Source organism: Micromonospora sp. HM134, from assembly GCF_007833915.1.
Taxonomy (GTDB): Bacteria; Actinomycetota; Actinomycetes; order Mycobacteriales; family Micromonosporaceae; genus Micromonospora; species Micromonospora wenchangensis.
This window is the reverse complement of the sequence record NZ_CP041061.1, coordinates 5,649,181-5,674,317: the sequence shown is the minus strand read 5'-3', so window position 1 is coordinate 5,674,317 and position 25,137 is coordinate 5,649,181. Positions and strand designations below refer to the sequence as shown.

General features: G+C 74.5%; 22 protein-coding genes. 7 read left to right on the top strand and 15 right to left on the bottom strand.

Annotated features, from left to right (window positions below; all coding sequences use genetic code 11):
* The first annotated feature begins 197 nt into the window (after positions 1 to 197).
* A complete protein-coding gene (gene aspS, locus FJK98_RS24435) occupies positions 198 to 1,484 on the top strand; it encodes an aspartate--tRNA(Asn) ligase (RefSeq protein ID WP_145922968.1) in 1,287 nt (428 codons plus the stop codon).
* Between the two features lie 557 nt (positions 1,485 to 2,041).
* Here the strand turns inward: aspS and FJK98_RS24430 are convergent.
* The 5 genes from FJK98_RS24430 to FJK98_RS24410 form a co-directional block, all read right to left on the bottom strand.
* Complete coding sequence (locus FJK98_RS24430; RefSeq protein WP_145921083.1) at positions 2,042 to 2,434, bottom strand: VOC family protein; 393 nt, start codon at positions 2,432 to 2,434, stop codon at positions 2,042 to 2,044.
* A gap of 4 nt (positions 2,435 to 2,438) precedes the next feature.
* Complete coding sequence (gene lipB / locus FJK98_RS24425) at positions 2,439 to 3,077, bottom strand: lipoyl(octanoyl) transferase LipB (RefSeq protein ID WP_145921082.1); 639 nt, start codon at positions 3,075 to 3,077, stop codon at positions 2,439 to 2,441.
* A gap of 88 nt (positions 3,078 to 3,165) precedes the next feature.
* Complete coding sequence (locus tag FJK98_RS24420) at positions 3,166 to 4,989, bottom strand: DUF2079 domain-containing protein (RefSeq protein ID WP_145921081.1); 1,824 nt, start codon at positions 4,987 to 4,989, stop codon at positions 3,166 to 3,168.
* A gap of 64 nt (positions 4,990 to 5,053) precedes the next feature.
* Positions 5,054 to 5,953 (bottom strand): TIGR01777 family oxidoreductase, encoded by a 900-nt coding sequence (locus FJK98_RS24415; RefSeq protein ID WP_145921080.1) that lies wholly within the window; start codon positions 5,951 to 5,953, stop codon positions 5,054 to 5,056.
* A 293-nt stretch (positions 5,954 to 6,246) separates the two neighbouring features.
* Complete coding sequence (locus FJK98_RS24410) at positions 6,247 to 7,260, bottom strand: aldo/keto reductase (RefSeq protein ID WP_145921079.1); 1,014 nt, start codon at positions 7,258 to 7,260, stop codon at positions 6,247 to 6,249.
* Positions 7,261 to 7,315: 55 nt separating this feature from the next.
* Here FJK98_RS24410 and FJK98_RS24405 point away from each other — a divergent pair, with 55 nt between their 5' ends.
* Positions 7,316 to 7,687: a MerR family transcriptional regulator gene (locus FJK98_RS24405; protein WP_145921078.1), complete on the top strand. Its 372-nt coding sequence runs from the start codon at positions 7,316 to 7,318 to the stop codon at positions 7,685 to 7,687.
* A 17-nt stretch (positions 7,688 to 7,704) separates the two neighbouring features.
* On the opposite strand, the gene FJK98_RS24400 is transcribed toward FJK98_RS24405, so the two are convergent.
* From FJK98_RS24400 to FJK98_RS24390, 3 genes are all read right to left on the bottom strand, one after another.
* Positions 7,705 to 8,661 carry an LLM class flavin-dependent oxidoreductase gene (locus FJK98_RS24400; RefSeq protein ID WP_145921077.1) on the bottom strand — a complete coding sequence of 319 codons (957 nt, stop codon included), beginning with the start codon at positions 8,659 to 8,661 and terminating at the stop codon, positions 7,705 to 7,707.
* Between the two features lie 108 nt (positions 8,662 to 8,769).
* Positions 8,770 to 10,110, bottom strand: coding sequence for a low temperature requirement protein A (locus tag FJK98_RS24395; RefSeq protein ID WP_145921076.1), 1,341 nt, complete (start codon positions 10,108 to 10,110; stop codon positions 8,770 to 8,772).
* Between the two features lie 67 nt (positions 10,111 to 10,177).
* Entirely contained in the window at positions 10,178 to 10,801 is a 624-nt protein-coding gene (locus tag FJK98_RS24390) for a TetR/AcrR family transcriptional regulator (protein WP_309236799.1), read from the bottom strand.
* A gap of 237 nt (positions 10,802 to 11,038) precedes the next feature.
* Here FJK98_RS24390 and FJK98_RS24385 point away from each other — a divergent pair, with 237 nt between their 5' ends.
* A complete protein-coding gene (locus FJK98_RS24385; protein WP_145921074.1) occupies positions 11,039 to 11,983 on the top strand; it encodes an SDR family NAD(P)-dependent oxidoreductase in 945 nt (314 codons plus the stop codon).
* Between the two features lie 84 nt (positions 11,984 to 12,067).
* Here the strand turns inward: FJK98_RS24385 and sucB are convergent, their stop codons facing one another.
* Positions 12,068 to 13,882 (bottom strand): 2-oxoglutarate dehydrogenase, E2 component, dihydrolipoamide succinyltransferase, encoded by a 1,815-nt coding sequence (gene sucB, locus FJK98_RS24380; protein ID WP_145921073.1) that lies wholly within the window; start codon positions 13,880 to 13,882, stop codon positions 12,068 to 12,070.
* A gap of 71 nt (positions 13,883 to 13,953) precedes the next feature.
* Positions 13,954 to 15,381 (bottom strand): dihydrolipoyl dehydrogenase, encoded by a 1,428-nt coding sequence (gene lpdA / locus FJK98_RS24375; RefSeq protein ID WP_194822468.1) that lies wholly within the window; start codon positions 15,379 to 15,381, stop codon positions 13,954 to 13,956.
* 142 nt (positions 15,382 to 15,523) lie between these two features.
* On the opposite strand from lpdA, the gene FJK98_RS24370 reads away from it, so the two are divergent.
* Positions 15,524 to 15,853 (top strand): hypothetical protein, encoded by a 330-nt coding sequence (locus FJK98_RS24370; RefSeq protein WP_145921071.1) that lies wholly within the window; start codon positions 15,524 to 15,526, stop codon positions 15,851 to 15,853.
* 73 nt (positions 15,854 to 15,926) lie between these two features.
* Here the strand turns inward: FJK98_RS24370 and FJK98_RS24365 are convergent, their stop codons facing one another.
* Entirely contained in the window at positions 15,927 to 17,498 is a 1,572-nt protein-coding gene (locus tag FJK98_RS24365; protein ID WP_145921070.1) for a leucyl aminopeptidase, read from the bottom strand.
* Positions 17,499 to 17,659: 161 nt separating this feature from the next.
* Between FJK98_RS24365 and gcvT the strand changes: the two genes are divergently transcribed.
* The gene (gcvT, locus tag FJK98_RS24360) at positions 17,660 to 18,790 is read left to right on the top strand and encodes a glycine cleavage system aminomethyltransferase GcvT (RefSeq protein ID WP_145921069.1); all 1,131 of its coding nucleotides are present in this window, start codon (positions 17,660 to 17,662) and stop codon (positions 18,788 to 18,790) included.
* A gap of 10 nt (positions 18,791 to 18,800) precedes the next feature.
* Here the strand turns inward: gcvT and FJK98_RS24355 are convergent, their stop codons facing one another.
* The 3 genes from FJK98_RS24355 to FJK98_RS24345 form a co-directional block, all read right to left on the bottom strand.
* Positions 18,801 to 20,096, bottom strand: coding sequence for a DUF2314 domain-containing protein (locus FJK98_RS24355; protein WP_145921068.1), 1,296 nt, complete (start codon positions 20,094 to 20,096; stop codon positions 18,801 to 18,803).
* A gap of 65 nt (positions 20,097 to 20,161) precedes the next feature.
* Positions 20,162 to 20,935 carry an adenosylcobinamide-GDP ribazoletransferase gene (gene cobS / locus FJK98_RS24350; RefSeq protein ID WP_145921067.1) on the bottom strand — a complete coding sequence of 258 codons (774 nt, stop codon included), beginning with the start codon at positions 20,933 to 20,935 and terminating at the stop codon, positions 20,162 to 20,164.
* Positions 20,925 to 22,886, bottom strand: coding sequence for a bifunctional adenosylcobinamide kinase/adenosylcobinamide-phosphate guanylyltransferase (locus FJK98_RS24345; protein ID WP_145921066.1), 1,962 nt, complete (start codon positions 22,884 to 22,886; stop codon positions 20,925 to 20,927). The genes cobS and FJK98_RS24345 overlap by 11 nt, the downstream gene beginning before the upstream one ends.
* A 168-nt stretch (positions 22,887 to 23,054) precedes the next feature.
* On the opposite strand from FJK98_RS24345, the gene FJK98_RS24340 reads away from it, so the two are divergent.
* Positions 23,055 to 23,255 carry a hypothetical protein gene (locus tag FJK98_RS24340; protein ID WP_145921065.1) on the top strand — a complete coding sequence of 67 codons (201 nt, stop codon included), beginning with the start codon at positions 23,055 to 23,057 and terminating at the stop codon, positions 23,253 to 23,255.
* Positions 23,255 to 24,052 (top strand): site-2 protease family protein, encoded by a 798-nt coding sequence (locus FJK98_RS24335; protein WP_145921064.1) that lies wholly within the window; start codon positions 23,255 to 23,257, stop codon positions 24,050 to 24,052. Before FJK98_RS24340 ends, FJK98_RS24335 begins: the two co-directional genes overlap by 1 nt.
* Before the next feature lie 48 nt (positions 24,053 to 24,100).
* Here FJK98_RS24335 and FJK98_RS24330 read toward each other — a convergent pair whose 3' ends face one another.
* The gene (locus FJK98_RS24330; protein WP_145921063.1) at positions 24,101 to 25,099 is read right to left on the bottom strand and encodes an aldo/keto reductase family protein; all 999 of its coding nucleotides are present in this window, start codon (positions 25,097 to 25,099) and stop codon (positions 24,101 to 24,103) included.
* Positions 25,100 to 25,137 lie beyond the last annotated feature (38 nt).

Sequence of the window (25,137 nt, the reverse complement as noted above, 5' to 3'; positions counted from 1 at the left end):
GGCGCGAAGACCCTCCCGAGCCGCGGGAAGAACGGCGCGTCCGCGCGCCCAGTAGAGCCCGCCCGGCTGGCCCCGGTGAAAAGGCGACGAATGAGGCTCCCGCCACGGCGGGAGCGAAGGTGTGGTGGCACCGCGAGGTTCCCGCTCGCCCACACCTCCCGGGGATCGCGTTGCGATTGATCGAGGAGGTAACCGCCGTGCAACGCATCCTGTCCGCCCACCTGCCCACCCGCACCGGCGCGACCGTGCGGATCGCCGGTTGGGTGCACCGCCGCCGACTGCTCAAGTCGGTGGCCTTCCTGATCGTCCGGGACGCCACCGGCCTGGCCCAGGTGGTGGTCACCGACCCGGACGTGCGGGCCGCCGTGACGGCGCTGCCCGAGGAGACGGTGGTCGAGGTGGTCGGCACGGTCACCGCGAACGGCACCGCGTCCGCCGGGGTCGAGCTGACCCACCCGACCGTACGACCGCTCGGGCCGCCCGCCGTGCCGCCCCCGTTCGACCTGTACCGGCCGACGCTCACCGCGACCCTGCCCACCCAGCTCGACCACGCGCCGGTGGCGCTGCGGCACCCGACCCGCGCGGCGGCCCTGCGGATCGCGGCGGCGGCGGTGGCCGGCTTCCGGGCCACCCTCGACGCCCGCGACTTCGTGGAGGTGCACACCCCGAAGGTGGTCGCGTCGTCCACCGAGAGCGGGGCCAACGTGTTCACCCTCGACTGGTTCGGCCGGCCGGCGTACCTGGCCCAGTCGCCGCAGTTCTACAAGCAGCTCATGGTGGGCGTCTTCGAACGGGTCTACGAGGTGGGGCCGGTGTTCCGGGCCGAACCGCACGACACCGTCCGGCACCTGGCCCAGTACACCTCGCTCGACGTCGAGCTGGGCTTCGTCGACGACCACCGGGACGTGATGGCGGTGCTGCGGGACACCCTCGCCGGGATGCTCGCCGAGGTGGCCCGCCGGGCCGGGGGCGCGGTGGCGACCCTGGGCCTGACCCTGCCCGGGGTGCCGGCCGAGATCCCGGCCGTGCACTTCACCGAGGCGTTGCGGATCGCCGGCGCGCCCGCCGACGAACCCGACCTGGCCCCCGCCCACGAGCGGGCGCTGGGGGAGTGGGCCCGCGACACCCACGGGTCGGACTTCCTCTTCGTCACCGGGTACCCGATGGCGAAGCGGCCCTTCTACACCCACCCCGACCCGGCCCGGCCGGCGTACTCGAACGGGTTCGACCTGCTCTTCCGGGGCCTGGAACTGGTCACCGGCGGGCAGCGGCTGCACCGCCACGCCGACTACCTGGCGGCGCTCGCGGCCCGCGGCGAGCCGGTCGAGCCGTACGCCGGGTATGTCGACGCCTTCCGGCACGGGATGCCGCCGCACGGCGGCTTCGCGATCGGCCTGGAGCGGTTCGTGGCCCGGCTGGTCGGCGCGACCAACGTCCGGGAGGTGACCGCCTTCCCGCGCGACCTGCACCGGCTGACCCCCTGAGCCGCCGAGTGTCCGCGCGACCGGGCTGGGCCCGGGCCGGGCTGGCCCGGGGTTGGTGGGGCTGACCGGGTCGGACTGGGTGGCCGTGCCGACGATGCTGGCCTGCGTCGGCCGCCTGGTCTTCCCGGCCGTCCGTGGTCGCCCGCCGGGCTTGCACTCTGGGTAGTGGCCTTACCGATGTCGCCGTTGGTTGCTCTCCGTGATCGGCGCGGGGTGTGGGCGGAGCCCATCCTTGCCACCTATCAGCCCGCACCCCGCTGAACAGGGGTTTTTCCGCCGCCTCTCCCTGCCCCACCTACCTGCCCATCCACGCTTTGCTCTGCTGCCATCGACGCGACGGTCACTTTCCGCATGCGGTGCCTCTAGGGCAGCAGAGCAAAGTGGGGGAGAGGGGTAGGTGCTACCCGGCGGATTTCTTACGCTGCGTAGCGGCCCGAGAGGCGCTGCGGCGGACGGCGCTGGGCGACGGTGTGGCGGATACGGTGCCGGTGGATCTGCGGCGGCACGACGGGGCAACGGGAGCGGCGGGGGTGGCGGGAGCAGCGGGGGTGGCGGGGTCAGGCCGGGCCGAGCAGGTCCCAGCGGTTGCCGGCGACGTCCCGGAACACGGCCACCCGACCGTACGGTTCGGTGCGCGGCGGCGTCACGAACTCCACGCCGGCGTCGACCATCCGCCGGTGGACGGCGTCGAAGTCGTCGACCCGGAGGAAGAAGCCGACCCGGCCGGCGACCTGGTCACCGACCACCGCCTGCTGCCGCTCGCCGTCGGCGCGGGCCAGCAGGATGCCGGTCTGCGCGCCGGGCGGACGGACCACCACCCACCGCTTCGGGCGGCCGTCGTCGGTCAGCGAGGGCGCGTCCTCGACCAGCTCGAAGCCGAGAACCCCGGTGAAGAACGCGATGGCCGGGTCGTACTCGGCGACGACGAGGGTGACGAGGTCGATCCGCACCGGCTCAGCCGAGCAGGGTGGGCAGGTGCCGCTCCACCACGGGCAGCACCTCGGCCACCGGGACCGGGCGGCCCAGTTCAGCGGTCAGCGAGGTGGTGCCGGCGTCGGCGATGCCGCAGGGCACGATCCGGTCGTAGTACGACAGGTCGCAGTCGCAGTTGATCGCGAAGCCGTGCTGGGTGACCCCGCGGGCGACCCGGATGCCGATGGCGGCCACCTTGCGGGCCGGGCCCCGGTCGTCGTCGGGCACCCAGACGCCGCTGCGCCCCTCGACCCGGCCGGCGGTCAGCCCGAACTCGGCGCAGACGTCGATCAGCAGCTGCTCGGTGCGGCGGACGTAGGCGACCACGTCGACCGGGTCGGGCAGCCGGACGATCGGGTAGCCGACGAGCTGACCCGGCCCGTGCCAGGTGATCTTGCCGCCCCGGTCGACGTCGACGACGGGGGTGCCGTCCATCGGCCGGTCCCAGGGCTCAGTGCGCTTGCCGGCGGTGTAGACGCTCGGGTGCTCCAGCAGCAGCACGGTGTCGCCACGCTCGCCGGCCACCACCGCCTCGTGCAGCCGCCGCTGCTCGTCCCACGCGGCCGAGTAGTCGACCACACCCGCCCGGACGGCGGTCACCCCGGAAGTCGTCACGCTCACCCTGCCACCCTAGCCCCGCCCGCCGCCGCCGCGCCCCGTGAGCCTCGTCGCGCCACCCTGCGTGACCCCCGGCAGGCGGCCGGACCGGTCAGGCGTCGGGAACCGTCCAGAGCCACACGTCGTCCACCCGGCGGGGCTCGCCGAGCAGGGCGGTGGCGGTGCGGCGCAGGGCGTCCTCGTCGAGGTCGTACTTGGCCCCGTGCACCTCGTCGGGGAGGACGACCGCCTCGACCCCCCAGTACCGCAGGTCCGCCCGGGACAGCCGGATGCTGCCCTCGGTGACGATCGGCACCAGCCCGGTCCGGCCGGCCTGGTCCATCAGCGTGTCGAAGGTGCGCGGCGACGGCCCGATCCGGCCCCGCCCGTCCGGGCCGCCGGGGCCGAGGAAGAAGCCGGCGGGCAACCGGAACTCGCCCTGCCGGTGGGACAGGGCGTACGCCTGCCAGCGCTGCCCGTCCGGGGTCACGTCCAGGGTCAGCGGGATCGGGGTGAGCACCCCGCCCGGTGAGACGTACTCCCGCCAGGTGCCGGCGGTGACGAACTCCGGCACCGGCGGGCGGACGCTGGTCAGCAGCGGGGTCGGCAGCAGCGGCAGCAGCGCCGCCACGAACCCGACCCGCCACGCCCAGGTCGCCGTCCGGCCCGGCGGCGTCGCCCGCAACCGGTCGACGGTGTACGCCAGCAGCACCCCGATCACCGGCGCCACCACCAGAGCCAGCCGGGACGGCAGGGCGGCGTTGACCACCGGCAGGTTGTCCAGCACCCCGAAGGGCAGCAGTTGACCGGTGCGTCGCCCGTTCCACTTCGCCAGCGGCCCCCAGGAGAGCACCGCGAAGACCACGGCGGTCACCCCGAGCGCGGTCAGCGTGGCCCGCCGGCCGGGGCTGGCCCGTCGCCACAGCCACCCGAAACAGGCCACGGTGAGCAGCAGCAGCGGCAGCCCGAAGAAGCTGTTCTCCTCGGTCGGGTTGGGCGCCAGCGTGGTGTCCCAACCCAGCGCCCCGGCCAGCGACCGGCTCGGGTACGCCCCGAACGCGGCGATGTCCTCGGCGTGGATGACCGGGTCGAAGCCGGTGCCGTGGAACCGCTGCGGCCCGGCGAAGTGCAACCACAGCGGGTACGCCAGCAGCACCCCGGCGACCAGCGCGGTCACCGCCAACCCGCGCAGGAAGTCCGGCAGCGCGGCACGGGCCTGCGTCCGGCGGGCCGGGTGCAGCGCCCAGACGGCGAGGAAGACGGCGACCGCCAGCGCGGTGAAGAACAACCCCTCGGCGGCGATCGAGAAGGCCACCGCGACCAGCACCCCGAGCACCAGCCCGCCCCGCAACCAGCGGCCCGGCCGGCGCAGCGCGAACACCCCGGCCACCAGCAGCGGCACCAACCAGCCGGCGGTCCAGTTCAGGTGGGCGTTGGCGTGCGCGACCATGCCGGGGGAGAAGGCGATGAACAGCGCCCCGACACCTGCCGCGAGCCGACTGGCGACCAGGTGCCGGGAGAACAGCCAGTACCAGGCCAGCGCGGTGGCGGCGAGGTTGAGGGTGAGGATCACCAGGAACGTCGCCGGCGGCCCGATCAGGTACGTCAGCGGCGCGAAGACCACCGCGTACACGGTGATCGAGGTGTTGACGGCGAGGTTCACCCCGTCCGGCACGTTGAGCAGGTGGGTGAAGAGCGGGTTCTCCCCGTGCGTGACCGCGTGCCCGCCGAAGGCGAGCAGCCACTCGAAGAGCGCCTGGTCGCTGGAGTTCACGGTGATCGCCCGCTGGTTCGGGTCGCGCCACAGCCCGCTGGTCACCCAGACCGCCAGCGCCACGGCGACGACCAGCACGATCAGGTCGGCCCGCCGACCCCGGGCGGCGTCCGGGGCGGCGGTGGGCGGCTGGTCGGCGGCCAGGGTCGGGGAAGTCGGCACGGAGCGGACGTTACCAACCTGAACTGGACCGACCGGTCGGACCCGCGACCCCGACCCCGGCGGGTCAGTCGTGCAGGGCGGCGTGCAGGGCGGCGGGCAGCCCGGGGTGGGTCCAGGTGAAACCGGCCCGGGTGAGCACGGCGGGCAGGACCCGGGTGCTGGTCAGCGCCTCTTGGGCGAAACCGCCCAGGGCGACCTTCAGGGCGACCGCCGGGATCGGCACGATGGCCGGCCGGTGCAGTTGGCGGGCGAACTCCCGGGTGAACTCGGCGTTGGTGACCGGGTTCGGGCCGACCACGTTGACCGCGCCGGCGACCTCCCCGGCGGTCAGCAGGAACACCGTCGCGTCCAGCCAGTCCCGCAGCGAGATCCACGGCAGCCACTGCCGTCCACTGCCGAGCCGGCCGGCGATGCCCAGCCGGAACGGCAGCAACTGCGGCTTGAGTAGTCCCCCGTCGCGGTGCAGCGGCAGCCCCGTCCGCAGCCGTACCACCCGGACCCCGGCGTCCTCGGCCGGCCGGGTCGCCGCCTCCCAGACCCGGCACACGTCGGCGAGGAACCCCTCACCCGCCGGGGCGTCCTCCTCGACCACCCGGTCACCGGTGTTGCCGTACCAGCCGACCGCCGAGGAGTTGAGCAGCACCGGCGGCCGGTCCGCCGCCGGCATCCCGGCGATCGTGACGGCCAGCGTGGTGGTGGTGTCCACCCGGCTGGACCGGATCACCCGGCGGTACTCGTCGGTCCACCGCTTGTCGCCGACCCCGGCCCCGGCCAGGTTGACCACCGCGTCGACCCCGGCCACCACAGCCGGGTCGAGCTGCCCGGCGGTCGGGTCCCACCGCTGCTCGTCGGGGGTACGCGGCGACCGCCGGACCAGCCGGGTGACCTGGTGCCCGTCGTCGGTGAGGCGGTCGACCAGCCGGGTGCCGAGGAAGCCGGACACGCCGGCCATCAGGATCCGCATACCCCCATCTTCGGCTACGCGCCCCCGATCGGATGCGCCGACCGCCGACCGCCGACCACCTCGCCGCCCGACCGCCGACCGCCTCGCCCCGGTGATCAAGAGGTTTGCGTCACCGTTGATCTTCGACTTGACCTGAACCTCTTGATCAACTGACCTAAACCTCTTGATCACCGGGGGCGGGCCGGCGACCGAACTGGGCGGGGTGGAGAAGTCGGGGCAGGTGGGGCGCCCGGGGAGACGGGAGGACTGGGGCCGAGGAGGCGGCAGGGGCAGAGGGCCCGCGGCGGCGGGGCCTACCGGGTGCCCGCGTCGCCGGCCGGGGCCGAGCGCAGGTCGGCCAGGAGGCGCTCCACCTCGGCGAACGCGTCGGCCGGAAGCGGGCCGAGGGTGAGGGCGGCGAAGTTCTCCCGCGCCTGCGCCACCGTCCGGCACCCGGGGATCGGCAGCGTACGGGGGCTGCGCGCCAACAGCCAGCCCAGCGCCCCCTGGGCGAGGGTACGGCCGTCGGCGGTCAACGCCGCCCGGACCGCCGCCACCCGGGCCGACCACTCGGGGGTGGGCCGGCCGTCGCGGAACCACACCAGCCACTCCGGGGCCCGGCCCCGCACGTCGTCCGCGCCCGGCGTACGGGTGGCCCCGGTGAGCAGGCCCATCGCCAGTGGCCCCCGGTTGAGGCTGGCCAGGTCGAAGGTGTCGCAGACGGCGAGCACCTCCGGGTTGTCGTTCAGCACCGACTCGTCGTGTTCGACCGCGATGCAGTGCGGCCCCGCCCCGGCGAACACCCCCGCCGACTCCGGGTTGTCGGTGCTCCAGCCGTACCCCCGGATCTTGCCCTGGGTGACCAGGCCCTCCAGGGTGTCGACCAGGTCGAGCGCGGCGGACGCCGGCAGGTCGTTGAGGTGCAGCAGGTAGAGGTCGACGTGGTCGGTGCCGAGCCGGCGCAGCGACCCCTCCAGGCTGGCCACCGCGTACCCCGGGCTGGCGTCCACGCCCAGCGCCAGCCGGGTCGCCTCGTCGCTGCGGTTGCCGAACTTGGTGACGATCACCGCCTCGTCCCGCCGGCCGGCGAGCGCCCGGCCGAGCACCCGCTCGCTGTGCCCGGCCCCGTAGTTGCTGGCCGTGTCGAAGAGGGTGACGCCCAGGTCGAGGGCCTGGTGGATGGTGGCGACCGACTCGTCGTCGTCCACCTCACCCCAGCCGTACGGCTGACCGTCGTCGCCCCACAGCGGGCCACCGATCGCCCAGCACCCCATGCCGATCGCGCCGACCTCGATTCCACTGCGGCCCAGAGTCCGTGTCGTCGTCATGCCGACCAGTTTTCAACCTGGAGTGCGCTCCAGGTCAAGCGGTAGCATCCGGCCCATGTACCCGCCCTCGGAGGCCGCCCGGCGCAGTGGGTTCAGCCTCGACACCCTCCGCTACTACGAGAAGATCGGCCTGCTCAGCGGCGTCGGACGCACCTCGGGTGGCCGTCGGGTCTTCACCGACGACGACCTGAGCTGGCTGGTGATCTTCCGCTGCCTGCGCGACACCGGCATGCCGATCGCCGAGATGTGCCGCTACGCCGAGCTGTCCCGGGCGGGGGAGCACACCGTCGCCGCCCGGCAGGAACTGCTGGAACAGCACGCCGCCCGGGTCGAGGAGCAGTTGACCCTGCTCCAGCGCCAGTACGCCCACCTGCGCGAGAAGATCCGCTTCTACCAGGGCCTCACCGGGGCGACCCCCGCCCCCTGAGCGCCCGGCCGCGCCGGTCACGGTCGGGCGGACCCCGGTACGTCCGGGGCCGGTGGGGCACCGGGCAGCCGGGCCAGCACCGGGGCGAGCGGTTCGAGGGCGTCCCGGCGTACCACGAAGCGGGTGACACCCCAGCGACGCCGGTGGGCCGCGACCGCCGCGACGATCTCGTCCACCGTGCCGATCAACACGAACGGGGTGGCCAGCAGCTCGGCGACGGTCAGCCCGATCCGTTCGGCCTGCTCGGCGGCGGCGGCCCCGGCGTCGTCGGTGACCACCACCGTCTGCACCAGCGCCTCCAGCGCGGGCGGGGCGTCCCGGCCGGCCGCACCGGCGGCCACGTGCGCGAGCTGCGCCTCGATCTGGTCGACCCGCCAACGCGCCTCGTGCCGGTGGCCGTCGGCGAGGGTACGCCCGAAACCGGTCAACCCGACCACGTCGGCGTGCGCGCCGGCCCAGCGCAGCAGCGTCGAGTTGGCGGTACCCATGGTCAACGGGATGCGCTCCCGCACCGGCCGTGGCGAGGTCAGCCGGGCCTCCCGCGCCACCAGGTCGGGGGAGTCGACCGTCACCGGGGCGCCGTCGAGCAGGGCCCGGACCGCCTCGGCGACGGCCACGCAGCGGCGTACCCGGCCGGCCACGTCGGGGCGTACCCGGCCGACGGCGGCCCACTCGGCGGGGGTGTGGCCGGCACCGACACCGAGCCGGGCCCGCCCGCCGGAGACCAGGTCGAGGGTGGCCACGTCGGCGGCGAGCAGGATCGGTTCCCGCACCCCCAGGTTCGACACGTACGAGCCGAGACCGATCGTGGTGGTCACCGATGCGGCGGCGGCGAGCGCGACGAACGGGGACGCCACGGCACCCGGGTGGTCGGCGGCGAGCAGGGCGGCGAAACCGGCCGACTCCGCCCGGCGGGCGAGGTCGACCCAACCCGCCGCGTCGGTCGGGGTGGCCTGGAGCGAGAAGACGGTCACCAGGTCAGCTTCGCCGTCGCGGGCCGCCCCGGCCATCCCGCAGGCCCGGATTCTGCCAACCGGAGAATCCCGGTACGCTCCGCCGGCCGGGAGGCTGCTTCCGCCGGGCTACGGCGGGTCCGGCCGCCCCTCCGCCGGGTTCGCCTCGTGCCAGCGGGCCCGCCAGGCGGCCTCGTGCGCCTCGTGGTCGGCCCGCTCGTCGTGTACGGCCCGACGCAGGGCCTGCCGGGAGCCGCTCATGGTCACCACCTCGATCGTGACCAACCCGACGCAGATGGCGGTCAGCAGCGCGAGCCCGCCCAGCGCCGAGAGCCCCGCCGCGACCGGCACGGCCGCGGCGAGCACCACCAGCGTGCCGACCCGGGTCCAGCTCAGCGTGTGCAGGGTGCGCAGTTGGAACAGCATGTTGCTGGCCAGATAGCAGATCACCCCGCCGAAGAACAGCGGCACGGCCGGCCCGTGGGCCTGCTCGCCGAGCCCGCCGGCCGGATCGGTGACCGCGCGGACCAGTTCCTCACTGCCGATCGCGAACAGGATGATGCCCGCGATCATCGGCAGGTAGAGATAGGCGTAGGCGTCCCGGGCCATGGTCGTGCGACGACGGCCGGTCGCCGCGTGCAGGGCGATCCGGGCAGCCGGGCCGATCAGGTCGAAGTGTGCCCACCACAGCGCGGCGGTGAAGACGATGCCGAGCGCGGAGGCGATGACCCCGGGCCAGGTCACCGGCTTGCCGAGGACGTTGCCGCCGACGCCGACCGAGATGATCGACTCGCCGAGCGCGATGATCAGGATGAGGTCGTACCGTTCGGTCCAGTGCTCGGCTGAGGTCACCGCCCAGCTCCAGGTGTCGGCGATCAGCCCGGTGCCGTACTGGACCAGCACCACCAGGATCCAGAGCACGTCGCGGACGAGGCCGGCCCGGTCGGAGTCGTCGATCGCCACCGGCACCAGGGCCGCCGCCAGCAGCAGCACGGTGCTGGTGAGCAGTTCGGGCAGGAAGTGGAACAGGGGCCGCCGGCCGGTCGGGTCGTCCTGCGCAGTGAGCAGGAACAGCACCACGTGTACGCCCCGGACCACCACGTAGCTGACCGCCACCACCAGCGGCCCGGCAAGCTCCCCCTGCGGCGGGCTGAACGCCTGCGGCAGGGCCAGCGCGAACGCGAACAGGGAGGCCATCGCGGCCACCATCAGCACCGGGACGAAACCCTCACCGAGCCGGAGCCGGGTGGCGGCCATGCTGTGCACCACCCAGCACCACCACAGCACGGCGAGCACCAGGCCGGCGTGCAGCAGTTGCCGGCCGCTGATCTCGGCGGCGGTGGCCCGGGTGATGATGAAGAACGAGACGACGAAGACCAGGTCGAAGAAGACCTCGAACTTGTCGACCCGGGCGCCGGGTGCGACGGCCACCGCCGGGCCGAGCCCGCCGCGCCGTCGTTCACCGTTCACCGGTCCACTCTGGCAGCGCGCCGTGGGGCCGGGGCGGGAATCCCGCAGCCGGCGTCGGTCCCCGCCGTCAGTGCCGGCTCAGCCCCGCCATGAGCAGGTCGAGCAGGCGGCCGGCGAGGTCCCGTTGCTCCGGCCCCTGCGCCGCCAGCGACATCCCGCCCAGCCCGGCCAGCACGTCACCCGGGTCGACGTCCGGGCGGATCGTGCCGGCGGCGACACCGGCCGCCAGCAGCCGGGTCAGCGCGGCGACCAGCAGGTCCCGGCTCTGCGCGTACGGGTTGGTGCCGGCGGCGATCACCAGGCGCAGGGCGTCGGCCATGCCCTGTTTGGTGGCGAGGTAGTCGACGAAGCGGTCCATCCAGGCCCGGGTGGCCTCGGCGGGCGGCAGCCGGGCCAGCAGTTCGTCGGCGGCGGCGCAGAGCTTGGCCAACTCGTTGCGGTAGGCGGCCTCCACCAGCGCCTCCCGGGTGGGGAAGTGCCGGTAGAGGGTGCCGATGCCGACCCCGGCGTCCCGGGCGATCGAATCCAGGGTCACCTCCGGCCCCTGCCGGGAGAACGCCCGTACGGCGGTGTCGAGCAGCCGCTGACGGTTGCGCAGCGCGTCGGCGCGCAGCGGCCGGGGGTTGGCCGGCGGTGTGTCGGGGTTCGGGGCGGTCGGCGGCGTGTCGCCGCCGGGGCTGGTGGGCGGCACGTCGCCTCCTGGGGTCTGGTGCGGCGGGCCGGTGGGCGGCCACCGCGCGGTGCGGTGTCGGCGGCCGTCGGCGGGTCGGTTCCGGGGTGACGGCGGCCACCCGGGCCTGCCCGGCACGGTGACCGGTTGGCAAACGGAGGAACCTCCGGTTACGCTCGGAGGCGTAACGGAGGGCCCTCCACTTCTCATCGTACCGGTCGGGCCGCCCGGCCCACGCCGCACCGACAAGGACGGATCATGACCACCGACACACCGGTCCACACCCCCTTCGACGCCCGCACCACCGCCCTGGAGGTGGTCCGCGACATCGACCTCACCGGCCGCCGCGCCGTGGTCACCGGCGGCGCCTCGGGCATCGGCGTGGAGACCGCCCGCGCCCTCGCCGCCGCCGGAGCGGACGTCACCCTGGCCGTACGCGACCTCGACGCCGGTCGACGCGCCGCGAAGGACATCACCGACAGCACCGGCAACGACCGGCTGCAGGTCGCCCCGCTCGACCTCGCCGACCAGGCGTCCGTGGCCGCCTTCGTGGCCACCTGGGACGGGCCGCTGCACGTGCTGGTGAACAACGCCGGCATCATGGCCTCGCCCGAACGGCGTACCCCCGAGGGCTGGGAGTTGCAGTTCGCCACCAACCACCTCGGGCACTTCGCCCTCGCCACCGGGCTGCACCGCGCCCTCGCCGCCGCCGACGGGGCCCGGGTCGTCGCGGTCAGCTCCGCGGCGCACCTGCGCTCCCCGGTGGTCTTCGACGACATCCACTTCCGGCAGCGCCCGTACGACCCGTGGGAGGCGTACGGGCAGTCGAAGACCGCGAACGTGCTGTTCGCCGTCGAGGCGACCCGGCGCTGGGCCGACGACGGCATCGTCAGCAACGCGCTGATGCCCGGCGCGATCCGCACCAACCTCCAGCGGTACGTCAGCGCCGGGGAACTGGAGCGGATGCGGGCCGCCAGCGGGGGCGGCGCGGCCAACTGGAAGACCGTCGAGCAGGGTGCCGCCACCTCGGTGCTGGTCGCCACCTCGCCGCTGCTCGACGGGATCGGCGGCCGGTACTTCGAGGACTGCCAGCAGGCCGCCCCGCACCAGCCCGGCACCCGCACCGGCGTCGCCGCGTACGCCCTCGACCCGGCCGCCGCCGAGCGGCTCTGGACGGTCTCCGAGCAGACCCTGCGCGGCTGACCCGCCGGGGTGCCGTACCCGGCACCCCGTGACGACGGAGGGCGCCCCGGTCGACCGACCGGGGCGCCCTCGCGCAGGCGGGTGTTACAGGCCCAGCTCGGCCTCGAAGTTGCCGCCCTCCAGCCGCTCCTTGACCGCGACCAGGAAACGGGCCGCGTCGGCGCCGTCGATCAGCCGGTGGTCGTAGGACAGGGCCAGGTAGACCATCGACCGGATCGCGACGACCTCGCCCAGGTCCGGGTCGTTGACCACGACCGGACGCTTCACCACGGCACCCGTGCCGAGCATCGCCGACTGGGGCGACGGCACGATCGGGGTGTCGAACAGCGCGCCCCGGCTGCCGGTGTTGGTCAGCGTGAAGGTCGCCCCGGCGATCTCGTCCGGGCTGATCTTGTTGGTCCGGGTGCGCTCGGCCAGGTCGGCGACGCGCTTGGCGATGCCGCCCAGGTTGAGGTCACCGGCGTTGTGGATGACCGGCGTCAGCAGGCCCCGCTCGGTGTCCACCGCGATGCCGAGGTTCTCGGCGTCCGGGTAGGTGATGGTGCCCGCGTCGAGGTCCATCCGGGCGTTCACGATCGGGTACGTCTGCAGGGCCTCGATGGCGGCCAGCGCGAAGAACGGCAGGAACGACAGCTTCACGCCGTGCCGCTGCTGGAACGAGTCCTTCGCCTGCGCCCGCAGCCTGGCGATCCGGGTGACGTCCACCTCGATCACCGTGGTGAGCTGCGCCATCTCGTGCAGCGACTCCTGCAGGCGGTTGGCGATGGCCTTGCGGATGCGGGTCAGCTTCTCGGTGGTGCCCCGCTTGCCGCTCGGCTGCGGCTTCGCCGCCGGTGCGGCCGGGGTCGCCGCGGCGGCCGGCTGCGCGGCGGGGGCCGGAGCCGCCTTGGCCGCCTTCGCCTTCTCCGCCGCCTCCAGCACGTCCTGCTTGCGGATCCGGCCACCCACGCCGGTGCCGTTGACCGAGGCCAGGTCGACACCGTGCTCGCCGGCCAGCTTGCGGACCAGCGGGGTCACGTAACCGGGGGCGTCGCCGCCGCCCTGGGCGGGCGCGGCCGGCGCCGCCGGGGCGGCCGGCTGGGCGGCCCGCTCGGCCTGCGCCGGCTGGGCCGCCGACTCGGTCTCGGCGGCCGGCTCGCTGTAGCCCGCGCCCGGGGTCGGCTCGGTGACCTCCGGCTCCGGCTTCGCCTCGGCCCTGGGCTGCTCCGCCTTCGGCTCCGGCTCCGGCTTCGTCTCGGCCGGGGCCGCGCCCGCCGCACCGATGATCGCCAGGTCCGCGCCGACGGCGGCGGTCTCGTCCTCGGGGACCTTGATCTCCAGGACGGTGCCGGCGACGGGCGACGGGATCTCGGTGTCGACCTTGTCGGTGGAGACCTCCAGCAGCGGCTCGTCGACCTCGACGGTCTCGCCGACCTGCTTGAGCCAGCGGGTGACGGTGCCCTCGGTGACGCTCTCGCCCAGGGCCGGCATCTTCACCGGGGTGCCCTCGCCCGACGACGCCGGGGCGGCCTGCGCCGCCGGCTGCTCCCGGGCCGGCTTCTCCTGCTCCGGCTCCGGGCCGGTACCCTCGGCGGCGGCCGTCGGCTCGGGGGCCGGCGCGGCCTGCTCCTGCTCGTCGGCCTCGCCGCCGGCCTGCGGGGCGTCCCCGCCGGCCGACTCGCCCTCACCCGAGATGACGGCCAGCTCGCTGCCCACCTCGGCGGTCTCGTCCTCGCCGACCACGATCCGGCTCAGCACCCCCGCGGCGGGGGAGGGGATCTCGGTGTCGACCTTGTCGGTGGAGACCTCCAGCAGCGGCTCGTCGACCTCGACGGTCTCGCCCTCCTGCTTGAGCCAGCGGGTGACGGTGCCCTCGGTGACGCTCTCGCCGAGCCGAGGCATGGTGACCGATACCGGCATGTTCTGAAACTCCTTCGTGGCCTGGTGCGATCCTCGCCCGCTTGCCGCCGGCGTCGCGGAATGAGTGTGGGTCAGGCGTGCGCGTGCAGCGGCTTGCCGGCCAGGGCCAGGTGCGCCTCGCCCAGCGCCTCGTTCTGGGTCGGGTGGGCGTGCACGAGCTGCGCCACCTCCGCCGGGTAGGCCTCCCAGTTGTAGATGAGCTGCGCCTCGCCGATCAGCTCACCGACCCGGGCACCGACCATGTGGACGCCGACCACCGGGCCGTCCTCGACCCGGACCAGCTTCACGAAACCGGCGGTCTTGAGGATCTGGCTCTTGCCGTTGCCGCCGAGGTTGTAGTTGTAGACCTTGACCTTGTCGCCGTACTGCTCCTTGGCCTTCGCCTCGGTCAGACCCACCGACGCCAGCTCGGGGTCGGAGTAGGTGACGCGCGGGATGCCGGCCTCGTCGATCACGGCCGGGTTCAGGCCGGCGATCTCCTCGGCGACGAAGATGCCCTGGGCGAAGCCCCGGTGGGCGAGCTGGAGGCCGGGCACGATGTCGCCGACCGCGTAGACGTTCGGCACGCCGGTGCGCAGCCGCTCGTCGGTCAGCACGTACCCCCGGTCGAGCTTGACGCCCTGCTCCTCGTAGCCGAGGTCGGCGGTGTTCGGGCCCCGTCCGACGGCGACCAGCAGCAGCTCGGCCTCGACGGTCTCGCCGCCGGCGATGGTCAGCTTGACGCCGTTCTCGGTCTTCTCGACCTTCTCGAACGGCTTGCCGACCTTGAAGTTGATCTTCCGCTTGCGGAACGCCCGCTCCAGCGCCTTCGATGACTCCTCGTCCTCGGCGGCCACCAGCCGGGGCAGCGCCTCGACGATGGTCACGTCCACCCCGAAGGACTTCCACACGCTGGCGAACTCGACGCCGATCACGCCGCCACCCAGTACGATCGCCGACGCCGGCACCCGGTCCAGGGTCAGCGCGTGGTCACTGGTGATGATCCGCTCGCCGTCGACCTCCAGGCCCGGCAGGCTCCTGGCGTACGAGCCGGAGGCCAGGATCACGTTGCGGCCGGTGTACCGCTTGCCGTCCACCTCGACGACGTTCGGGCCGACCAGCTTGCCGGCGCCCGCCACGAAGGTGATGTTCTTGTTGCCGCCGACCAGCCCCTGCAGGCCCTTGTAGAGGCGGGAGATCACCCCGTCCTTGTACGAGTTGACCCCGGCCATGTCGATGCCGACCAGTTCGGCCTTGACCCCGAACTGCGCCGACTCCCGGGTCTGGTCGGCGATCTCCGCCGCGTGCAGCAGCGCCTTGGTCGGGATGCAGCCGTTGTGCAGGCAGGTGCCGCCGAGCTTGCCCTTCTCGACCAGCGCGACGGAGAGATCAAGCTGGGCGGCACGCAGCGCCGCCGCGTAGCCGCCGCTGCCACCTCCGAGAATGACGATGTCGAAGGTTGCGTCGTTCGGCTCGCTCACGTCCAACTCCCTGGTCGCTTCGCTGCATCGGGGGGTCACGGCGGGGCGCTACGGGCAGACCCCACCTCGGTCATCTTGTCACTTGCCCGTCCGGACCGCGTACCGAGGTGCCCAACGACACGTCCCCGACACGTACTCTTGGCACCGTCCTCGACGACGGACGGGGGAGAGGAGTGGTCCGGTGGCGCTGTTCCGGCGACGCAAACCGCCGACCCCGGCCAACCGTGACCGGCCGGCCGACCGGGCCGACCTGGATCACCTGGCCAACTTCGCCCGCACCCGCCGGGGGGTCGAGGCGTACCTCGAACCCCGGACCACGATGACCGAGACCACCGTCATCATGATCGCCGACGACGGCGAGTGGACCCGGCGGCGCATCGACGGCCCGGACGGCGCCCGCCGCTTCGCGCACGCCCTGGGCATCCCGATCTACGACGTCCGGCTGATGGGCTACCCGCAGCGGATGCGCGACTACAACGAACGCCGCAAGCGCCGCCCCGAGCGGTACTGACGGCCACCCGGCCGACGGCCCGGAAACGCGGACGGGACGCCCGGAGGCGTCCCGTCGTCGTGTCGCGGATGCGTCAGCCGTTGGCGGCGACGTCCTCGACCAGCTGCACCAGGGTACGCACCGGCACGCCGGTGCCGCCCTTGGTCCAGTAGCCGGTCGGCTCACCCGAGTGGTAGCCGGGGCCGGCGATGTCGATGTGCGCCCAGGCCACCTCGTCGGTGACGAACTCGCGCAGGAAAACCCCGCCCTGGAGCATGTGGCCGGCCCGGTCCATGCCCGCGTTGACCTGCGAGATGTCCGCGACGTCCGAGTCCATGCCCTTGCGGACGTCGTCCGGCAGCGGCATCGGCCAGGCCGGCTCGCCGACCGTGTCACCGGCCACCTTCACCCGCTCGCACAGCTCGGGGGTGCCCATCACCCCGGCGATCCGCTTGCCCAGCGCGATCACCTGCCCACCGGTGAGGGTGGACGTCTCGAACAGGTAGTCGGTGCCGTCGGCGCAGGCACGGGCCATCGCGTCGCCCAGGATCATCCGGCCCTCGGCGTCGGTGTTGAGCACCTCGACCCGCTTGCCGTTGAACATGGTGACCACGTCACCCGGGCGGTAGCTGGTGCCCGACGGCATGTTCTCGGCCATCGGCAGGTAACCGGTCACCGTCACGGACGGCTTGAGCGCGGCGATCGCCAGCATCGCCGCGCCGACCGCCGCCGCGCCCGCCATGTCGGACTTCATCTCCCACATGCCCTGGGCCGGCTTGATCGAGATGCCGCCGGTGTCGAAGGTGATGCCCTTGCCGACCAGCGCCACCCGCTTGCCGTTCGTCTCGCCGGCCGGGGTCCAGGTCAGCTTGACCAGCCGCGGCGGGGCCTCCGAGCCCTGCCCGACGGCGGTGATGCCGCCGTACCCGCCGGCCCGCAGCTGCTCCTCGTCGAGCACCTCGACGTCGAGCCCGGCGGCCCGGGCGGCGGTGGCGACGGCCTCGGCGAAGGCCGGCGGACGCAGCTCGTTCGGCGCGGTGTTGACCCAGTCGCGGCTGGTGCGCACCGCGCCGGCCAGGGCGGTGGCCCGGTCGACCTCGGCCCGCGCGGTCGCGTCGGCGGCGTCCGGCACGGCGATCAGCACCTCGGCCACCGGCTCCCGCCGGGACGGCTGCGGCTTCGTCTTGTAACCGGCGAACCGGTAGCCGCCGAGCAGCGCCCCCTCGGCGACCGCGCGCAGCGCGGCCGGGGCGTCGGCGTCGTCGGGCAGCGGCAGGCTCAGCGCCACCCGGGGCGCCCCGGCCAGCGCCCGGACCGCCGCGCCGGCAGCCCGGCGCAGGGTCTCCGGGGCGGGGGCGGCACCGGTCGGCTCCGGACCCAACCCGACCGCCACGACCAGCGGGGCGGTGACCGTGCCCAGCGTGGCCAGCTTGATCACCTCACCGGGGCCACCGGTCGCGCCGAGCAGGGCCAGCGTCGCGGTCAGCTTGCCGTCGAAGGCGGCGGCGATGCTCTCCGCGCCGTCGGCGAGCAGCAGGGTGCCGGCCGGACCGCTCGTGGCGTCCGGGCCGGTGGTCTGGCTGTGCACGCCGATCACGATCGCGTCGACCGCGAGCTCGGCGGGGTCGGTGTCGACCAGGCTGAGGGTGGTGCTGGACGATGTCACTGAAGCTACTCCGGGCGGGCCGGGCCGGCCGCGGCGTCGCGTACCGGCGGTGATGGTCTCCGGCGGCAACCTACCCGCCGGAGCGCGGGTGCGTCCCGCCGAAGTGCCGACGGGTCCCGCCGATGCTAACCAGCGGGACACCCGGCGGTAAGTTGCCACCCATGACGGACGTGACCTCCGACGCCGCCGCGACCCGGCTGCGCCGTTCCCCGCTGCACGCGCGACACACCGCGCTCGGTGCCAAGTTCGCCCCCTTCGGGGGGTGGGAGATGCCCCTGGAGTACGCCGGTGGCGGCGTGCTCAGGGAGCACACGGCGGTCCGGACGGCGGTCGGGGTCTTCGACGTCTCGCACCTGGGCAAGGCGCGGGTCACCGGCCCCGGCGCGGCCCGGTTCGTCAACTCCTGCCTGACCAACGACCTGGACCGGATCGGGGCGGGGAAGGCGCAGTACACGCTCTGCTGCGACGACGCCACCGGCGGGGTGGTCGACGACATCATCGCCTACCGGTACGCCGACGACCACGTCTTCCTCATCCCCAACGCGGCGAACACCGCCGAGGTGGTCCGCCGGCTGCGCGCCGCCGCCCCGGCCGACGTCGAGGTCACCGACGAGCACGACCGGTACGCGGTGCTGGCCGTGCAGGGCCCCCGCTCGGCCGAACTGCTCGACGCGCTGGCCCTGCCCACCGGGCACGACTACATGAGCTTCTCCCCGGCGACGCTGGCCGGTGCCGGGCTGACCGTCTGCCGCACCGGCTACACCGGTGAGCTGGGCTACGAGCTGGTGGTGCCGGCCGGGGACGCGGTGGCCGTCTGGGACGCGCTGTTCGCCGCCGGGGCGGCCTTCGAGCTGCGGGCCTGTGGGCTGGGCGCCCGGGACACCCTGCGCACCGAGATGGGCTACCCGCTGCACGGGCAGGACCTCTCCCTGGACATCACCCCCGTGCAGGGGCGCTCCGGCTGGGCCGTGGGCTGGGACAAGCCGGCCTTCTGGGGCCGCGACGCGCTGCGCGCCGAGAAGGCCGCCGGCCCCCGCCGTACGCTGCGCGGCCTGGAGGCCGTCGACCGGGCCATCCCGCGCGCCGGGATGACCGTGTACGCCGGTGACGCCCCGGTCGGCACGGTCACCAGCGGCACCTTCAGCCCCACCCGCAAGCAGGGCATCGCCCTCGCCCTGCTGGACACCACCCCGAAACTCGCCGACGGTGACCTCGTCGAGGTCGACATCCGGGGCCGCCGCGCCCAGATGCGGGTCACCCGACCCCCCTTCGTCACCCCCTCCGTCCGCTGACCCGCGCGGGTCAGTGGGTGGGGTGGGGGCGTTCGCCCGCGTCGAGGACGGCCTGGGTCCAGCCGCCCTCGATGACGCCGGTGCCGTCCAGGACCGCCCAGTCGACGACCTCGGCGACCGCCACCACGACCGGGGAGCCGATCCGCACGGTGGGGTCGGTGTTGGCGTCGCTGGCGCTGGCCCCGACGATCCGCTCCGGGGCGTCCCACGAGCTGACCCCGGCCCACACGTACTCGGGGCCGTCGTCGCCGGGCAGGCCGTACTTGACCACCAGTTGCGCCTCCGGCGGCAGCCCGTCGGCGAGGAACCGGGCCCGGATGTCGTCCAGCCCGGCGCGGGCGGTGGCGACGGCCCGGCTCATCGCGTCGCCGGACCGGGCGTACCGGACGTCCGGCTCGATGCCGGAGAAGAGGGTCGCGCAGGCCGCCGCGTAGTAGCGTCCGTCCGGGCCGGGGTGACCCGGCGGCGGGCGCAGGCTCAGGAACGAGTCGGCGTCTGGGTCGGTCGCCGGGTCCAGCTCCAGCCGCAGCAGCACCGGGGCCGTCGCGCCGTGCTGCTCCGGGTTGCCGTACGCCACCGCGATGTCGTGCCCGGTCACCGTGGCCAGCACCGGCAGCTGCACGAACGCCGGCACCTCCTCGCCGGCCAGCCCGTCGGTCCAGTCCCGCAGCAGCCGGCGGGCGGCACCGGTCAGCACCGCGCCCCAGGCCCGGGTGAGGTGGTCGGGCACCCCCTGGGTCTGCAACTCCAGCAGCCCGAAGCGGCGCAGCCCCTTGGTGGTGAACCACAACCCCTCGGTGTCCGAGGAGTACGGCACGAGCACCCAGTCGACCAGCCGGATGCGGCCCTGCGCGTCGGGCAGCGACCGCAGCGCCGTCGCCGGGTCGAGGAACTGCAACCCGAACACGTCCACCACGTCACCGCCGACGGACTCGGCGACGGCGGCGGCCACCGCGCGGGCCGCCCACTCGTGCGCCGGTGGCCAGCCCGGCCGGTACTCGGCCTGCACCACCACCAGGTGACTGGCGGCGGCGAGCCGGCCCAACTGGGCCTCGGTGGCACCGAACGCGGTGAGCAGGTCCGGCGGCAGCTGCGGGAACTCGTCGATCGACCGGGTGTCCACCGACATCAGCGGACTGTCCAGCATCTGCGTGGCCAGGCCGTACACCGGGTCGGCGAGGCGGCCGGCGAGACCCCGTACCGCCGTCTTCGGGCTCACCGGTGGCAACCCCGCCACCGGCACCAGGTAGGTCGCGCTGAGCGACTCCGGGACCGGTACGGGCAGGAAGTCGTCCGTGATGAGCAAGTCGTCCCCCGGAAGGCCGTGCCGGTGCTGTCGGGGCAAACGCTACCCGGCGCGCCGCGTCGTCCTCAGCCGGACAGCACCAAGCCCAGGTAGACCAGCGTGGTCACCACCTCTACGACGGCCCCCAGCACGTCGCCGGTGATCCCGCCGAGCCGGCGTACCAGATGGCGGAGCAGGCCGGTGGCGACGGCGAGGGCGGCCAGCACGGCCAGCGGCCCCTGCCACGGTCGGCCCGGCACGGCCGGCACCGCCAACAGCGCGACGGCGACCGCGCCGACGACCGGCGCGACCGGCCCGACCGTCCCGGCGACCAGCGCGCCCAGCCCGTCGGGGCGGGCCGCCGGCACCCCCCGGCGGCAGGCCAGGGTCACCCCGAGCCGGCCGGCGGCGGTGCCGGCCAGCACCGCCGCGAGCACCGCCGGCCAGGGCCGCCCGGCCAGCTCGGCCAGCGTCGCCGTCTGGAGCAGCAGGACGACCACCAGCGCGACCACGCCGAACGGGCCCACGTCCGGCTTCTTCATGATCTCCAGTGCCGCCGTGCCCCGCCGGTAGGAGCCCAGCGCGTCCACGGTGTCGGCCAGCCCGTCCAGGTGCAGTCCCCGGGTGAGCAGGGCCGCCGCCGCGACGGTCACCCCGGCGGCGACCAGGGGCGGGGCGAGCGCGGCCAGACCGAGCAGCACCGCGCCCAGCACCGCCCCGAGCAGCAGCCCGACCAGGGGCGCGAGCGCCATCGCGGTGCCCGCCGTCGCCCGGTCGACCCGCCCGGCCCGGACCGGGACGGTGGTGAGGGTGGTCAGCGCCAGCCGGAGCCCGTCGCCGCGCCCCGACTCAGCCCGCACGCCGGCCGGACGGGTCGGGCTCCGGCCCGGCGTCGGCGGGGGCGGTGGTGGTCGGCCCCGGACCGGCCGGGGTCGGCTCGGCGAACTCCGGGGTGACGTCGGGCTGCCCCGCCTCGTCCCCGGCGGCCACCGGCGCGGCGGTTTCCGGATCGGCGGCGGGGGTGCTCGCGGCGGCGGCGGCCGGCGAACCGGTGGCCTCGTCGTCGTCGGGGCCGCCGTGCTGCGGGTGCGCCGGCAGCGACCCGGCCAGCGCCAGCACCGAGCGCAGCAGCGGCAGGGCGGCCAGCGCGTTCGCCCCCTCGCCCAGGTCGAGCCGCAGATCCAGCAGCGGGGTCAGGCCGAGCACGTCGGCGGCGAGCCGGACCGCCGGGTGACCGCCGTGGTCGACCAGCAGGCACCAGTGCCGGGCCTGGCCGGCCAGATCCCGGGCGACCATGCCGGCGGCCAGCCCGACCGGCCCGTCGAGCAGCACCGGCACCCGGCGGGCGGTCGCCCCGAGCAGCACCCCGCAGGCCACCGCCACGTCACCGCCGCCCAGCTCGGCCAGGATGTCCTTGGCGTCGCGCGGGGAGCGGCGGGTGCGGTGCAGCGCGTCGCGGACCGTCGCGCACCGCACCATCCAGGCCGCGTCGTCGATCTCGCCGTCGGCGGTGTGCACCCGGCCGAGCACCGTCGGGGCCTCCGCGCCGGCCGTCGCGACCAGCACCGCCGCGGCGGCGGCCTCCGCGCCCGCGCCGCACGCCCCCAACACCAGCAGCCGTACGCCCGCCCCGGCGGCCTCCTCGGCCAGCCGCCAGCCGTAGCGCAGCGCCGACTCGACGGTGTCGGCGTCCAGCGCCGGCCCGTGCTCGATCGGCGCGGACGGCGGGGCGTCCACCACCTGTAGGCCGGCCCCGTTCTCGGCGGCCAGCCGGGCCAGCGCCCCCCGGCCGGCGCGGGCCTGCCGGGCCAGCCGGGTCGACTCGCCGACCGGTGCCCCGGCCGCCACACCACCGGCGTGGTCGCCGTGCAGCAGCAGCACCCGGACGTCCGTCCACGGCGTCGGGGTGGGGGTGCCCTGGGTGGCGGCGGCGAACTCGACCACCCGTTCCAGCACGCCCAGCCCGGCCCCCGGCAGGTCCAGGGTGCCGAGCCGTTGCACCGCCTGCGGGCCGGCGTACTCGTCGGGCATCGGCAGTTCCATGCCGGGCTGGATGACCAGGCCGGTGGCGACCACCGGCAGCGCCACGGTCGGCGTGGTCCAGGTCGTGCCGGCCGGGGTCCGCGGGGCCGGCGGCACGGTCGGGGTGAGCACCTCCGGCAGCGGCCCGTCGGCCGGGGCCGTCGCGACGGCGGCCGGGGCGGTGCCGTCCACCCCGTCGACCGGGGCGGCCCGGGTGGGTACGCCGACCGGCGGGACCGGTGCCGACGGCTTCAGCCAGGCCGGCTGGCCGGCGACCACCAGCGCGACCGCGTCGCAGGCGTCCGCGACGGCCCGGTTGGCGGCGCCCAGCGCGTCGGCGAACGCCCGCCCCAGCGGGGTGGTCGGCACCAGCGACAGCCCCACCTCCGGGCTGACCAGCACGATCCGCGCCTCGCTGGCGCGCACCGCGTCGGCCAGTTCGGTGATGGTGGCGACGTCGTCGGCCGGCTGGTGGGCCGGGTCGAGCAGCACGGTCACCCAACCGCCCAGGTCGTCCACGAGCAGCGTCTCGTTCGGCCCGGCCGAGGCGAGCACGTCGGCCAGCCGGCGCGGATCGTCGGCGGTCTCCTCGGTGGTCCAGCTTCCCGGCCGCCGTTCCCGGTGGGCGGCCAGCCGGGTGGCCCACTCGGTGTCGTCCGGGTCGGCGGCGGCCGAGGTCGCCACGTAGCGCACCGTGGGCGCGTCGGCCACCAGGGACTCGGCGAACTCCGACTTGCCCGAACGGATACCGCCGAGCACCAGGACCGTGTTCCACCCCTCAACGGACATGCCCGTACCTTAAGGCCGCCCGACCCGGCCCCGCCCGCCGGCCCGGACCCGTCACGCTGCGCGGAACCCGGGTGCGGGGGCGTGCGTGCGGTGCGCGGCGGTGCCGGCCGACTACGCTTGCGGGGATCCGTCCCCCGGGGACGGTTGAGCGGCGAGGGGAGACGCGGCATGGCGTGGAGCTGGCGGTACGAGGGCACGGACGGCGCACCGGTCGACGGGCCGGCGGAGACGTTCAGCAGCCAGGCGGACGCCGAGTCCTGGATCGGCCAGACCTGGCGGGAGCTCGCGTCGTCCGGCGTCACCGCGGTCACGCTCGTCGAGGACGACCGGGTGGACTACCGGATGAGCCTGCTGCCGACGGCGGAGTGATGGCGGGCGACCGCCCGGGGGGCGAGCCGCTGGTGCTCGGTGTGCCCCGGGCGGCGTTCCGGCCCAGCCCGGTCTTCCTGGCCCTGGTCGCGCTCTTCGTCACCAGCGGCGTGCTGACCTGGAACGGGGTCGGCAACGTCCGGTTCGACGTGTTCCTCTTCGTCGTCTCCGGCTGGCTGGTCTCGCTGTGCCTGCACGAGTACGCGCACGCCGTGGTCGCCTACCGGGCCGGCGACCGGGACATCGCCCACCGGGGCTACCTGACGTTGAACCCGCTGAAGTACACCCACCCGCTGCTGTCGATCGTGCTGCCGGTGGTGGTGGTGCTGCTCGGCGGCATCGGCCTGCCCGGCGGGGCGGTCTGGGTGGACCGGCACGCCATCCCGGGCCGGCTGCGGCACACCCTGGTCAGCCTCGCCGGCCCGGCCACCAACGTGCTGTTCACCCTGCTGCTGGTGGTGGTGCTGCGGGTGGGCATCGACGCCGGCGGCCCGATCGAGTTCTGGGCGGGGGTGGCGCTGCTGGCGTTCCTCCAGCTCACCGCGAGCGTGCTGAACCTGCTGCCGGTGCCCGGCCTGGACGGCGGCAACATGATCCAGCCGTGGCTCAGCCCGCAGTACCGCCGGATGTACGACATCTTCGCGCCGTTCGGGTTCATCCTGCTGTTCGCGCTGCTGTGGAACCCGCGCATCGGCGGCTGGTTCTTCAGCGCCGTGTTCTGGCTCAGCGACCTGCTGGGGCTGCCGCCGTGGCTCTACGGCACCGCGCTGTCCCTGATCCGCTTCTGGCAGAGCTGACCGCACCCCACCCCGGAACCGGCCGGGGCGGGGTGCGGCCGGTGCCGGTCAGGGCCGCTGGGCCGGGCTCTCCGTCTTGCCCGGGTCCCGCTCGGTGACCGGGGCGACGATGTCGTCGATGGCCTTGAGCAGGTCGGTCTCCAGGGTCACCCCGGCGGCCTTGACGTTGTCGTGCACCTGGTCGGGGCGGGACGCGCCGATGATCGCCGAGGCGACGTTCGGGTTCTGGAGCACCCAGGCGACGGCCAGCTGCGGCATGGTCAGCCCGGCCTGCTCGGCGAGCGGCTTGAGCTGCTGCACCCGGGTCAGCACCTCGTCGTTGAGCCACTGGGCGATGAAGTTCGCGCCGGACTTCTCGTCGGTGGCCCGGGACCCGGCCGGCGGCGGCTGACCCGGCAGGTACTTGCCGGACAGCACCCCCTGCGCCATCGGCGACCAGACGATCTGGGAGATGCCCAGCTCCTCGCTGGCGGGTACCACCTCGGACTCGATGACCCGCCACAGCATCGAGTACTGCGGCTGGTTGGACACCAGCGGGATGCGCAGCTCCCGGGCGAGGGCGTGCGCCTCGCGCAGCTGCGACGCCTTCCACTCCGAGACGCCGATGTAGTGCGCCTTGCCGGCGTGCACGACGTCGGCGAACGCCTCCATCGTCTCCTCCAGCGGCGTGCTGTAGTCGTACCGGTGGGCCTGGTAGAGGTCCACGTGGTCGGTCTGGAGGCGACGCAGCGAGCCGTCGATCGACTCCATGATGTGCTTGCGGGACAGGCCCCGGTCGTTGCGGCCGGGACCGGTCGGCCAGTAGACCTTCGTGAAGATCTCCAGCCCCTCCCGGCGCTCCCCGGCCAGCGCCTTGCCGAGCACCGTCTCGGCCCGCGTACCGGCATAGACGTCGGCGGTGTCGAAGGTGGTGATGCCGGTGTCCAGGGCGGCCCGGACGCACGCCAGCGCCGCCTCCTCCTCGACCTGGGAACCGTGGGTGATCCAGTTGCCGTACGAGATCTCACTGACCATGAGGCCCGAGCGGCCAAGGTGTCGGAATTCCATGCCCCGACCCTAGCCCCGTCCGGTGCCGGGCACCCGTC